We start from the raw sequence: 12,149 nt of genomic DNA, 5'->3' as shown, positions 1-12,149 counted from the left end.
TTCAGGCTTGCAGTTTCCAGCGTGATCCGGTGATGGCGGCCCGCCACGCCATCTCGAACTCCCGACCGTCCAGCCCCTCGACCACGAACTCCGGGTCGGCCGCGATATCGGCAGCAGGCGGCACGGGTCTTTCGCCCAGAACCGTGTGCCCGCTCGTCTGGTGGTCGCTGGCGAAGCCCATGTGGCCGTCGGCGAAGACCTCCACCTTGCGAACCTCATAGCGCTCCGCATCGAGTTCGCTCAGGAGAAGAATCGGCTCGGACGCATGCTGGTGCAGCCAGCGAACTTTCACGTAGTCCATTCAGTTTTCTCCACTGCGAATGAGCCGCCCCGAGAGATCGAGGGGCTCTCGACCAAGCACAACATACACGCCGTCGCGGCCCTTCAGTACATCGATTTCCGCCATGTCGATCTTCACGAAACCTGTGAAATCGTGTTCGTGCGCCAAAGCAACCGAGACATGCAGACGCTTGCGCTTCACTCCCGCCACATCCGGCCGGCCCAATCCGAAGAAGATCCTTACGGCGCCATCAAGAACCGCTCCACCGCCGTCAACTGCTCCGGCACGTTCAACGCCGGCGCATGCCCGCAGCCCGGCACGGTCACCACCTGCGCGCACGGGCCGCGCCGGCGCATCTGCTCGGCGACCTCGGGTAGCAGCAGGTCGGAGTGCTCGCCGCGCAGGCACAGCACCGGCAGCGTCAGCGTGTCCCACGCATCCCACAGCCCGTAGTCGTCGTCGTGGTGGGTGAACTGCATCACCATCGCCGGGTCGTAGTGCGGCGTCACGCGGCCGTCGGGCAGGCGGCGCGTCGAGGTCTCGGTCAGGCGCCGCCACTGGCCGTCGCTCAGCCAGCCGTAGGGCTGGTAGATCTTGCGGAAGTACCGCTCCAGCTCGCTCACCGTCTCGAAGGCCGCCGGCCGGCCTGCATAGCCGCGGATGCGCGCGATCGCCGGCTCGGCGAGCTCCGGTCCGTTGTCGTTCAGCACCAGTTTGCGGATGCGGCCTCGCAAGAGCCCCGCCGCCGCCAGCGTGCCGATCGCCCCACCCATCGACGTGCCCAGCCAATGAACCTCGTGCAGCCCCAGCTGGTCGACCAGCGACACCGCCTGCTGCACGTAGAACGCCAGGCAGTACTCGCGCTCGGGATCGCGGCTCCATTCGCTCAAGCCGCGGCCCAGCGTGTCCGGGCAGATCACGCGGAAGCGCTGCGACAGGTGCGCCGCCACCTCGTCCATGTCGCGGCAGGTGCGCGCGAGGCCGTGCCAGGCGATCACGGTCTCGGCGCGGCCGGCGCCCCACTCGGTGTAGTGGAGTTCGCGGCCTTCGCAGGCGACGTAGTGCGAGGTGAAGGCGACCACGGTTTCAGTTCGGAACGGCCACCGACGTGCCGCTGAACCCGATCTGGTCGGCCACCAGCGGCGTCGCGCTGATCGCCGGTACGTTGCCCGCGGTGATCGCCGGTGCCGCACCCGGCAGGCCGCCACGCGGCGTTGCCCGCACCACCTGGCTGGGCGGCAGCGCGGCGCCGGTCTTCAGGTGCGCATACATCGCGTCCATCGCGCGGTTGAAGTACACGTGCAGCGGCACGAAGCGGGTGTCGAAGCCGGCGAACGACAGGAAGCCGTCGAAGTGCTGCGCGTTCGCCACCTCGATGTAGCCCAGCTTGCTCGCCGCCGCCTCCACCGTCTTGTTGAACGCCACATAGGCCCGCGCGTTGTTGTTGACCGGCACCAGCGCATCGCTGCGGCCCGCCACCACCAGCGCCGGCTTCGCGCGCAGGTTGCCGTTGACCACCACCTCGGCCATGCCGGCCTGCACGGCGGCGGCCTGCGCCGCGGTCGGGCGCGTCGACGTGGCGGTGGCCGTCAGCGCCGCGCCGGTCTCGTCGACGCCGGTCACCAGCGCGCGCTGGCACAGCGCGTTGTCGAGACCGAAGTCCTGCACGCCGGTCGACACCGAGGTCGCCACCGACCACAGCTTCGCGCCACCGACGGAGTCGTTGTAGACCACGCTGGCCGGCGACCCGTTGGCCGTGCCGTTGCCGGTCGCGAAGCTCGGCGCCTTGCTCGTCGCAAGCGCCGCGATCGGGTTGCCGCCGGCATCCACCTGCGCGAAGCTCGTGTTGCACAGGTTGTCGATCGCCGAGAAGCGGCCGTACATCATCGGGTACATGGCCGACAGGATCGGCCCGTTGCCGAGCGCGTAGTGCGCGTTGTGCATCTGGTCGTTGTCGGCGGTCCAGCCGTAGGCGCGCAGCTTCGCCAATGCATCTGCCGATTGCGCCGCGGTGTCGGCGCCGCTCACCAGCCCCTTGGCCGCGAGGCCGGTGCAACGAGCCGCGGCCTTGCCGGTCTGCGCGGTCGCGACGAGGTAGTTGAAGGTCGAGCTCTCGGCCATCGCCGCGCCCACGGCCAGCGCGGCGCAGGGTTGGTAGACGTTGCCGAAGGTCGTGAAATCGCCCAGCTTCTTGCCGTAGCCGATGACCGCCACGCCGCCGAACTGCACGCCGTAGCCGGTGGTGGTCGGCAGCTCGGTGACCGGTTCGCCGGCGACCACGCCGTCGATCAGGCCAGTTGAGTCGGCCTCCGCTGCACGCAGCACCGCGGCGCCACCGTTCGACACCGAGCCGGCGATCACGAGCGTGTTCGCCGCGGTGAACGGCAGCGGCGCGGCCGCGTTGCCGTAGCGATCGTTCAACGCATACAGCGCGTAGGCGGCGGCCACCAGCGTGTCGCTGCCCCAGTCCTTCTCGGCGTTCTGCTGCGAGTGCGCCTGCTTCAGCGACAGCCGGTTCGGCCACAGCGCGTTGTACGTGGCGCGCGCGGTGTCGGTCACCGCGGCGGCGAACGAGCTGGTGGCACCGGCCGCAGCGCGCGTCACGCGTGTGCCGTCGATGCGGGTCACCGTGTCGTCGCTCATGTCGTACAGGCCCATGCCCTTGCCGGCATCGGTCAGCGCGACCGCGCAGCCGTGCTTCAGGCCCCACTCGGCCGAGGTCGCGATCGCGCCATACACGCCGCGCGAGCCGGACGACGGGCCGAGCACGAGGCAGGGCGCGCTCTGGTTGAAGGTGTCGGGGATCTGCACCGCAATCGCGACCCGCTTGGTGCCGCCCGCGTTGTCCAGCACCGCGACGTACTCGCGACCCGGGATCAGCCCTTCGCCGGTCGTCGCCTGGCCGGTCACATCGACGTTCGGGCCGTACAGCGTGCCGTAGCCGCCGGCCGCGCTCACGTCGACCAAGCCGCGGTAGTTGCTGAACAGCGCGTTGCGGCGCAGCTCGGCGGCGGTCGGGTTCAGCGGGTCGGCGTAGGTGGGGGTGGGCGCGGTCAAGATCAGGCCGGACTTGCCAAGACCACCGGTCAGCAGGTCCTGCGTGGCCGCGGTGCTGCCGCTGCCGACGGTGGTCGCGGGATAGTCCGTCACCGACTGCTGCGTGACGTTGGCAGGCAGCGCGTTGACGGGCGGCGGCGTGTCGTCGTCGCTGCCGCAGCCGGCGAGGGCCACGGCAGACAGTCCGAGGGCGGCGAGCGTGAGCGGGTGCAGGTTCATCTTCATGGCGATGTCTCCTTCTGGGTGGGATGGGCCGGCTGGCTTGTTCGCATCGCACGCAGCCGCCCCACGATCCCGTTCGGGAAGTGGTAGACCGACAGCACGAAGAGAACCCCGAGCCACAACAGCCAGCGCTCGGGCGAGATCAGCGTGGAGAGCAGCGGCACGCCACCCACCAGCGGCGCCGCGAGCGCCATCAGGTTCTGCAGGTAGCTCTGCGCCAGCACGAACAGCAGGCTGCCGATGACCGCGCCATACACCGTGCCCATGCCGCCGATCACGACGATCAGCAGCACGTCGAGCATGATCTCGAAGCTCAGCGAGGTGTCCGGCCCGTTGTAGCGCAGCCAGAGCGCGAGCAGGCAACCGGCGAGCGTCGCGAACAGCGCCGACAGCACGTTCGACAGCGTGCGGTACACCACCGTGCGGTAGCCGATCGCCTCGGCGCGGAAGTCGTTCTCGCGGATCGCCTGCAGCACGCGGCCGAACGGCGAGTTGACGATGCGCAGCATCGCGAGCACCAGCGCGGTGGCGCATGCGAACAGCAGGTAGTACGCGACCCGGCGGTCGCTCAAGGCTTCAGGCAAGCGGAAGCTCAGGCCGTCTTCGCCGCCGGTCCAGTCCGACAGCTGCGACGCGAGCGTCAGGAAGGCCGAGGCCACCGCCAGCGTGATCATCGCGAAGAAGATCGCCTTCACGCGCAGGCTGAACAGGCCGATCACGAGCGACAGCACCAGCGAGACCGCGAGCGCCACCGCGACGCCCAGCGCCAGCGCAAGCCAGCCCGGCCCGAGCCGCGTGCTGGCGATCGCGATGCCGTAGGCGCCGATGCCGAAGAACATCGTGTGCGCGAAGCTGACGATGCCGGTGTAGCCGAGCAGCAGGTCGAAGCTCGCGACCAGCACGATGAAGACCATCACCTTGGCGGCGACGTTCATCGCCTGCGTGCCGGGGAACACGAACGGCGTCAGCGCGAGGCCGAGCACGATGGCGACCAGCAGCGCCGCGAGCGGTCGGCTGCGCGGCAAGTCGTGCGACAGCAGGCGGTCCAGCGGGCGAGCCCTCATCGCGAACTCACCGGGTACAGCCCGCGCGGGCGCCACAGCAGCACCGCGACCATCAGCCCGATGTTCGAGAACAGCGCGACCTTCGGCCACAGGAAGCCGGTGTAGTTGGCGAGCAGCCCGACCAGCAGCGCGCCGACGAAGCAGCCGAGTGTCGAGCCGAGCCCGCCGATGATGATCACGATGAAGATCAGCACGTTCAGCTGCGCGCCGATCTGCGGCACCACGCCCTGCTGGTACAGCGCCCACAGCGAGCCGCCGAGCCCGGCCAGCGCCGAGCCGGCGACGAACACGCCGACGAACAGCGTGCGCACCGGGTAGCCGAGGGCCTCGACCATCTCGCGGTCCTGCACGCCGGCGCGCACCAGCAGGCCGAGCTTGGTGCGGTTCAGCGTGTACAGCATCGCGGCCAGCACGATGGCGCCGAGGCCGGTGGCGAGCAGCCGGAACTTCTCGACCGACGCATCGCCGAGCGCCAACACGCCGCGCAGCGCCTGCGGCAGCGACAACGGGATCAGCGCCGGGCCCCAGATCGCCTTGATCAGCTCCTCGCCGATGATCATGCCGCCCATCGTGATCAGGATCTGCTTCAGGTGCTGGCCGTAGACCGGGCGCACCAGCACGCGCTCGAAGGCCCAGCCCACCGCGGCGGCCAGCGCCATCGCGGCCAGCATCGCCGGGAACAGCGCCGCCAGGTTCAGCCACAGGCTGTCGGCGCCGGTCCAGTCGGCCAGGCCGCCGAGCACGCTGGTCGCGATGAAGGCGCCGAACGCGATGAACACGCCGTGGCCGAAGTTCAGCACGTCCATCAGGCCGAACACCAGCGTCAGGCCCGACGCGACGATGAAGACGATCATCCCCATCGCGAGGCCGGCGACGGTCAGCGTCAGCCAGCTCGACGACGAGCCGATCAGCGGCCAGGCGGCGAGCGCGAGCAGCGGCACCAGCGCGATCGGAAGCCAGTCGAACGACGAACGGGGCAGCGTGGTGCTCATTGGTGCACTCCGAGCGACAGGCCGAGCAGGCGGTGCTGCAACGCGTCGTCGTCGGCGAGCTCGGCCATCGCACCGCGGTGCACGATGCGGCCGCCGTCCATCACCGCGACGTGGTCGCCGAGCGCGCGCGCCATCGCGAAGTTCTGCTCGACCAGCAGGATCGTCGTGTTCGTCGCCTTCATCTCGCGCAGCGCCGCGACCAGGTTGTGCACGATGGCCGGCGCCAGGCCCTTGCTCGGCTCGTCGATCAGCAGCAGGCGGCGCGGCTCGATCATCGCGCGCGCGATCGCGAGCATCTGCTTCTGCCCGCCCGACAGCGCGCCGGCCGGGTGCAGCCAGAACGTGCGCAGCGCGGGGAACAGGCCGCACAGCCAGTCGAGGCGCTGCGTGTCGATGTCGTCCAGCGAGCGGGCGCCGCGTGCGGCCAGCAGCAGGTTCTCGCGCACCGTCAGGTCGCCGAAGATGCCCATGTTCTCCGGCACGTAGGCGATGCCGCGCTGCGCGATGCGCGGCGTTCCGAGGCGCGTGATGTCGTCGTCGTTGAACGCGATGCGGCCGGCCGAGGCTGTCCACAGGCCCATCACCGTGCGCAGCGTCGTCGTCTTGCCGGCGCCGTTGCGGCCGAGCAGCATCGTCACCCGCCCGGCCGGCACGTCGATGTCGACGCCCTGCAGGATGTGGTACGCGCCGATGTGCGTGTGCACGCCCTGCAGCGAGAGCGTCATGCCGCCAGCCCCAGGTAGGCCTGCTGCACGATCGGCGACGCGATCACGATGTCGGGCTCGCCGTCGGCGACGAGCTGGCCGTTGTGCAGCACGACGATGCGGTCGGCGAGTTCGCGCACCACGTCCATCTTGTGCTCGACCAGCAGGATCGCGCAATCGCGGCGCGCCTTCAGCATGCGGATCAGGTCCAGCACCACGGGGACCTCGTCGACGCTCATGCCGGCAGTGGGCTCGTCGAACATGAAGACGCGCGGCTCCAGCGCCATCAGCATCGCGACCTCCAGCTTGCGCTGGTCGCCGTGCGGCAGGCTGCCGGCAAGCCGGTCTGCTTGATCGGTGAGGCGCACCTGTTCGAGCAGCGCCTGTGTGCGTTCGAGCGTGTCGCGGTGGTCGCGCCACACCGACCACAGGTTCAGGCCGAGCCGCGCCCGCGATTGCACGACCAGCCGCACGTTCTCGCGCACCGGCAGGCCGGGGAACAGCTGGGTGAGCTGGAAGGCCCGGCCGATGCCGTGCTGCGTGCGCGCGGCCGGGCCTTCGGCGGTGATGTCGACGCCGTGCAGGCGCACGCGGCCGGCGCTCGCGCGCAGCTGGCCCGAGACCAGGTTGAAGTACGTCGTCTTGCCGGCACCGTTCGGCCCGACGATCGCGGTCAGCGTGCCGGCCTCGAAGCTGCAGCTGACGCGGTCGACCGCGACGTGGCCGCCGAAGCGGATGGTGAGGTCCTGGGTCTCGAGCATCGGGGCGTCAGGCATTCAAGGGCAGGTTCCGATCACGTAGAAGTTGGTGCCGGTCATCTTCAGCGTCGTCGTGACGAAGAGATTCCATAGCCCCATGTTCTGGTTCGAGCCGTTCGCGAGCGCATAGCCGCCCTGCACGTGCGCGCGATTGGCCGCGACGTGCGCGTAGTTGCTCGCGGTGGTGCAGGTGGCGGCCGGCGGTGCGCCGGTGGTGGTGCCGGTGGCAGCAGCAGACGACGGCCCTTCGACGCCGCCGCCATCGACCGCCTTCACCGTCCAGGAGTAGGTGGTGCCGGCGGCCAGCCCGGTGTCGGTGTAGCTCGTGCCCGCGATGAGGCTCGCGTTGACCTTGCTGCCGCCGCGGTACACGTTGTAGCCGCTCGCGCCGCTGACGCTGCCCCAGCCGATCACCATGCTGCTGGCGGTCGCGCCCGAGGTGCCGACGCCGGTGGGAGCCGGCAGGCCGGACGGTGCCGAGCCGCTGCCCAGCGTCGTCATCATCGCGCGCACCGCCGCCATCTGCGGACCGGACTTCTTCGCGTAGTTCGCGTTGTCATACCCCCACCAGTCCCAGCAGCTGTTGGTGGCCTGCGTGCTGGTCTGCGGGTACAGCACGACCATGTTGTTGGTGTCGGCCCAGCGGTTGTAGCCGGTGTTGCGCACGTACTGCTGGCCGACCAGCGCGGTGTTCTGTTGGCAGCCGTGGAACACCACGTGCAGCTTGCACACGGCGCCCGTGCTGCAGCTCTGCGGCACGTAGACCCAGCCGGTGGTGGCCATGCCGTGGCCGGAGATGAAGGCGGTCTGGTCGAACTCGGTGAACGTGCCCGACAGCGTGCCGTTGTTGCGCGGGTTCAGCGTGCCGTGCAGCTGCTTCAGGATCTCACCGGCGAGGTCGAAATCGCAGTCGTTGATGTAGGGCGACGCGGTCGTGGCACAGCTGCTGCCGTAGTCGTCGGTGATCATCGCGTGGCCGGACGCGATGGTGTTCTTGTAGAAGAGGTTCGCCGCCGGCACGAAGCTCTGGTAGTAGGTCTTCAGGTCGTTCATCACCGCTTGCTTGACGGTGTTGTCGGAGGTGCCGGAGTAGAGGTAGACCTTCGAGTTGGTGAGATTCGATACCGGGTCGATCAGGCCGCTCGTGGCCCAGCTGTTGGTGGTGCTGACGAGGCTGCTGACGGGGATGGTGCTGGCGTGCGTCATGCAGCGGCCGGTCGCGTTGACGATCGAGCCTTCGGCACAGTAATACGGCCCGCCGGCCACGATGCCGGCACCGCGCTTGAAGGTGGCCGAGTAGGCAACGTGCATCTGCACCGCCATGAAGCCGCCGGACGACAGGCCGGACACGCTGACCTCGGCGGGGTCGATCTGCAGTTGCGGCAGCGGGGTGGCCTGGCAGGCCGCAGCGAACACGAGCGAGGCCGCAGCCCCGATCCTGGCGAACCGGTTCTTCATCGTGATGTCTCCTTGGTGGGTTAGTGGACGTTGCTCAGCGCTTGTTGCGGATCGGCACGTCCATCTCGTCGGGCTTGATCTCGCGCACCAGCTCCGGCACGCCCCAGGCGAAGGCCGGGTCGGCCTTGATGCGGAAGTGGTACATGCTCTGCATCGCCTGGTGATCCTCCTTGCGAAACACCATGCGGCCCTTCGGCGTCTCGAAGGCCATGCCTTCCATTGCGGCAATCAGCTTGTCGGTGGCGGTCGCGCCCTGCGTCTTCTTCAGCGCCTCGACGACCGCGATCGCCGCGCTCATGCCGCCCGCGGTGAAGAAATCCGGCGGTGTCTTGAACTGCTTGTAGTGGTTCGCCACCAGCCATTCGTTGACCGGGTTCTTCGGGATGCCGAAGTAGTAGTAGGTGGCGCCTTCCATGCCGGGGAAGTTCTTGTACGCGGCCATCGCCGGCAGGATGTTGCCGCCGGTCGCGATCTCGATGCCGTGGCGCTTCAGGTCGAGGTCGGCGATCTTGAACGGGTTGCCGGCGCCGGCCCACAGGATCCAGATGATCTTGCGGCCGGGCTGGTCCTTCAGCTTGTCGATCAGGCGCTGCGCGCCGGCGGTGAAGTCGGTGGTGCTGGTCGGCAGGTACTCGCCGTCGATCAGCTTCGCCTTCTTGATCGACTCCTTGAAGGCCTTCACGCCGTCGCGCCCGAACGCGTAGTCCTGCGCGAGCGTCGTGATCGTGACGCCGGGCTTGTCGAGCGCGACCGCATTCGCGATGGCGTCCTGCGAGCTGTTGCGGCCGGTGCGGAAGATGTAGCGATTCCACTTGTCGCCGGTGATCGAATCGGCGACCGCGGGCTCGACGAGCAGCACTCTCTTGTACTCCTCGGCCACCGGCAGCAGCGCCAGCGCGACGCCCGACGACGACGGGCCGACCGCGATGTCGGCCTTGTCGTCGCCATAGGCCGCGGCGAGCTGGCTCTTGCCGACGTCGGGCTTGCCCTGGTCGTCGCGCTCGATCACCGTGAGCTTGCGGCCGGCCACCGTCATCGTGCCGCCGGTCGCGTAGTCGAGCCCCATCATGAAGCCGGTCTGCGTCTGCTTGCCGTAGGCCTCGAGCGGGCCGGTCTTGCTGTAGACGTGGGCGATGCGAATGTCCTGGGTCTGCGCCTGCGCGCCGGCGGCGGCGATCAAAGCGCCGGCCAGGGCAAGGCAGGCCAGCAGCGCCATCGGGCGCTGTCGGGTCGCGGTCATGCTGTCTCCTGTTTTATTGGAATGGGGAAGCGCGTGCACCAGCACAGCGCAAGCGACGTGCCACGCCGGGACGATCGTGCGCCGCGGCGTTCAAGCCCTTGAGCGGCAAGGACTTTGTGCCGGCGTCTTCGGGTTGTCCCGCAGGCCGGGCCACGCGGCCGTGAACGGAACGCGGACAGTGCGCACTGTCCGGACAGCAGGCAGAGTGGCTAGAACTTGCGCATGACCGCGAGCTGCGGTGAGGCCTCGGTGACCGTGGTGTCGAACGGGTGCGTCAGCATGCGCGACGACTTCAGGATGCGGCTCACGTAGCCCAGCGTCTCGGCATACGGCGGCACGCCGCGGTAGCGGTTCACCGCGCCTTCACCGGCGTTGTAGGCGGCGGCGACCAGCGTCACGTCGCCCCGGTAATAGGCGAGCAGCCAGCGGATGTAGGCGAGCCCGCCGCGGATGTTCTGCGCCGGGTCGAACGGCCGCTTCACGTTGAAGCGGGCCGCGGTCTCGGGGATCAGCTGCATCAGGCCCTGTGCGTTCTTCGGCGACTGCGCGACCACGTCGAAGTTCGACTCGACCTGGATGAACGCGAGCGCGAGCTGCGGGTCGACGCGGTACTCCGGTGCGATGGTCTTCACCAGGTCGACGATGTACTTCGGACCGTTGCTGCGCAGCTCGGCAGCGGGTGCGGCGGCGGCGGGCGTGGCCTGCACCGCGGCGGCGACCACCGGTGCGGGCGGGCGCATGCAATCGGGAATGTCGGTGCCGGGCTGGCCGACGCGTTCGAGCATGCGCACCGCCTGCGGCAGGCCCTGCTCGGCGGCAGCGTGGAAGAAGAACGAGGCGGTCGCGTCGTTGCGGTCGATGCCGCGACCGTTCGCGTACATCCACGCGAGGTTGTATTGCGATTCGGCGTCGCCCTGGCGGGCGGCCTGGCAATACAGCTGCGCGGCGCGCACCGGATCGCGCGGCACGCCTTCGCCGTTTTCGTAGGCGACGGCTTCGTCGCGCGTCAGGCGGACCAGCAGGTCATCTGACGTGGATGCATCCGACTGCACCTGCGCCCGCGCCGTTCCGGCGAGGCAACAGAGCAACAGCAGGAGGGTGGGCAGGCGCATCGGTCGGGCGAGAGGGCGTGGAGCCGAAACTTAACGGCCCCGCTCCCTGCCCACAACCGCCCAGCCGAGGGGGTCAGGCCCCCTAGGTCACCGAACCGTGTAGCCGCGCCCGTCCATGCAGGCCGCCACTGCGCGCTGGAAGACGGAGGCATCCGCCATCGCCGCCGGCTGCGTGGTCGCCCAGCGGTTGCATTCCTGGCGGTCGGCCTCGGTCTGCGCTGGGCTCTGACCGGTGCGCGGGTAGAGGATCGGATCCGGCTCGGGCTTCGGCGGCGGCGGAACCGGTGCCGGTTGCGCGGCATCGGCGCCCGGTGGCGGCTCGACCACGGCATAACCGCCCGGCGCGGTCGCGTAGTACGCACCGTTCGCGTAGTAGTACGGCGCGCCGCCGATGTAGAGCGTGGTGTAGGCCGGCGGCAGCAGCGGCACGACGATGCCGAACGGCGGCGCGACGACGACGTAGCGCGGGCCCTGCGGGCGGAACCAGACGCCGCCTTGGTAGAAGTAGTTGCCGCCGTGGAACCCGATGCTGATGCTGCCGCCCGGCAGCGCCGCGGCGACATACCCGCGCGACGGGTAGTAGTGGTCGTGGTGGTAGCGGTTGTCGAACTGCCAGTGCGGGGAGCGGTAGCCGGGCGGCGGGCCGCCGCGGCCGTGGCGCTCCTGGGCCTGGGTCATGCCTGAAAGAACTGCCAGCGCGAGGATCGCACCGGTCAACACGAATCGCTGGATGGTTGCCATGTCGGTCTCCTGGACGATGCGATCGTCGTGGGAGAGCGTATCGGGTGGGTTTCAGGTGTGCAAAGAAAGGTGCGACTTGCTGAGCCGGCGACTGACTACTTCACAGGCGGCGCACAAACTACCAAGTCACACATGTCTTCGGTCCAGTTCTCAGAGAAATCCCTGAAATGGCGGTGCCAATCATTTGTCGCATCTCCGCGGATATTCTCCAACTCCGCTGCGCATTGCAAAAAGAAATTCGATAGCTTGCGAAAGGTATCTGGATCCGCCGCAATAGAGAAATCATCGTGCTCGACAATTTCCGGCGGCTTGGGATATCTTGATGCCCCATAAAGTTTCAAATATTTATTCATGAGTCATCTCATAAGAACTAAACCTGCATTGGTCGCAGCCGAAGCTCTGGTTGAGTGCAGGCTGCGCGGTGCCGTCATTGAACTCAGATGCCTGAAGCCGGTGATGCGGTCGGCCGCGTCATAGGTCACGTCGCCCAGCGGGTAGCGCACGATGCGCCCGCTCAGTCG

The 12,149-nt window shown here is 68.6% G+C and carries 13 protein-coding genes; all 13 read right to left on the bottom strand.

Annotation, left to right across the window (positions count from 1 at the left end; genetic code table 11):
- Position 1: 1 nt before the first annotated feature.
- Positions 2 to 301: a DUF6881 domain-containing protein gene (locus BUE42_RS05030; protein WP_073463311.1), complete on the bottom strand. Its 300-nt coding sequence runs from the start codon at positions 299 to 301 to the stop codon at positions 2 to 4.
- On the bottom strand, positions 302 to 481 hold the full coding sequence (locus tag BUE42_RS05025) for a hypothetical protein (RefSeq protein WP_073463308.1): 180 nt from the start codon (positions 479 to 481) through the stop codon (positions 302 to 304).
- Positions 482 to 519: 38 nt separating this feature from the next.
- Positions 520 to 1,362 (bottom strand): alpha/beta fold hydrolase, encoded by an 843-nt coding sequence (locus BUE42_RS05020; RefSeq protein WP_073463306.1) that lies wholly within the window; start codon positions 1,360 to 1,362, stop codon positions 520 to 522.
- A gap of 4 nt (positions 1,363 to 1,366) precedes the next feature.
- Positions 1,367 to 3,562 carry a 3-hydroxybutyrate oligomer hydrolase family protein gene (locus BUE42_RS05015; protein ID WP_073463304.1) on the bottom strand — a complete coding sequence of 732 codons (2,196 nt, stop codon included), beginning with the start codon at positions 3,560 to 3,562 and terminating at the stop codon, positions 1,367 to 1,369.
- Complete coding sequence (locus BUE42_RS05010) at positions 3,559 to 4,623, bottom strand: branched-chain amino acid ABC transporter permease (RefSeq protein ID WP_073463302.1); 1,065 nt, start codon at positions 4,621 to 4,623, stop codon at positions 3,559 to 3,561. The genes BUE42_RS05015 and BUE42_RS05010 overlap by 4 nt, the downstream gene beginning before the upstream one ends.
- Positions 4,620 to 5,615 carry a branched-chain amino acid ABC transporter permease gene (locus tag BUE42_RS05005; protein ID WP_073463300.1) on the bottom strand — a complete coding sequence of 332 codons (996 nt, stop codon included), beginning with the start codon at positions 5,613 to 5,615 and terminating at the stop codon, positions 4,620 to 4,622. The genes BUE42_RS05010 and BUE42_RS05005 overlap by 4 nt, the downstream gene beginning before the upstream one ends.
- The gene (locus BUE42_RS05000) at positions 5,612 to 6,340 is read right to left on the bottom strand and encodes an ABC transporter ATP-binding protein (RefSeq protein ID WP_073463298.1); all 729 of its coding nucleotides are present in this window, start codon (positions 6,338 to 6,340) and stop codon (positions 5,612 to 5,614) included. The genes BUE42_RS05005 and BUE42_RS05000 overlap by 4 nt, the downstream gene beginning before the upstream one ends.
- Entirely contained in the window at positions 6,337 to 7,080 is a 744-nt protein-coding gene (locus tag BUE42_RS04995) for an ABC transporter ATP-binding protein (RefSeq protein WP_073463296.1), read from the bottom strand. Before BUE42_RS04995 ends, BUE42_RS05000 begins: the two co-directional genes overlap by 4 nt.
- Positions 7,081 to 7,095: 15 nt before the next feature.
- Positions 7,096 to 8,535 (bottom strand): extracellular catalytic domain type 2 short-chain-length polyhydroxyalkanoate depolymerase, encoded by a 1,440-nt coding sequence (locus BUE42_RS04990; RefSeq protein WP_073463294.1) that lies wholly within the window; start codon positions 8,533 to 8,535, stop codon positions 7,096 to 7,098.
- A 34-nt stretch (positions 8,536 to 8,569) separates the two neighbouring features.
- Positions 8,570 to 9,751, bottom strand: coding sequence for a substrate-binding domain-containing protein (locus BUE42_RS04985; RefSeq protein ID WP_200798901.1), 1,182 nt, complete (start codon positions 9,749 to 9,751; stop codon positions 8,570 to 8,572).
- Between the two features lie 233 nt (positions 9,752 to 9,984).
- Positions 9,985 to 10,887 carry a transglycosylase SLT domain-containing protein gene (locus BUE42_RS04980; protein WP_073463290.1) on the bottom strand — a complete coding sequence of 301 codons (903 nt, stop codon included), beginning with the start codon at positions 10,885 to 10,887 and terminating at the stop codon, positions 9,985 to 9,987.
- 87 nt (positions 10,888 to 10,974) lie between these two features.
- On the bottom strand, positions 10,975 to 11,628 hold the full coding sequence (locus BUE42_RS04975; RefSeq protein ID WP_143171301.1) for a DUF6515 family protein: 654 nt from the start codon (positions 11,626 to 11,628) through the stop codon (positions 10,975 to 10,977).
- A gap of 95 nt (positions 11,629 to 11,723) precedes the next feature.
- The gene (locus tag BUE42_RS31930; RefSeq protein ID WP_143171300.1) at positions 11,724 to 11,981 is read right to left on the bottom strand and encodes a hypothetical protein; all 258 of its coding nucleotides are present in this window, start codon (positions 11,979 to 11,981) and stop codon (positions 11,724 to 11,726) included.
- Between the last annotated feature and the right edge of the window lie 168 nt (positions 11,982 to 12,149).

Source organism: Rhizobacter sp. OV335 (assembly GCF_900142965.1).
Taxonomy (GTDB): domain Bacteria; phylum Pseudomonadota; class Gammaproteobacteria; order Burkholderiales; family Burkholderiaceae_C; genus Rhizobacter.
The sequence above is the reverse complement of the archived record's forward strand: the minus strand, read 5'-3'. Positions and strand labels throughout refer to the sequence as shown.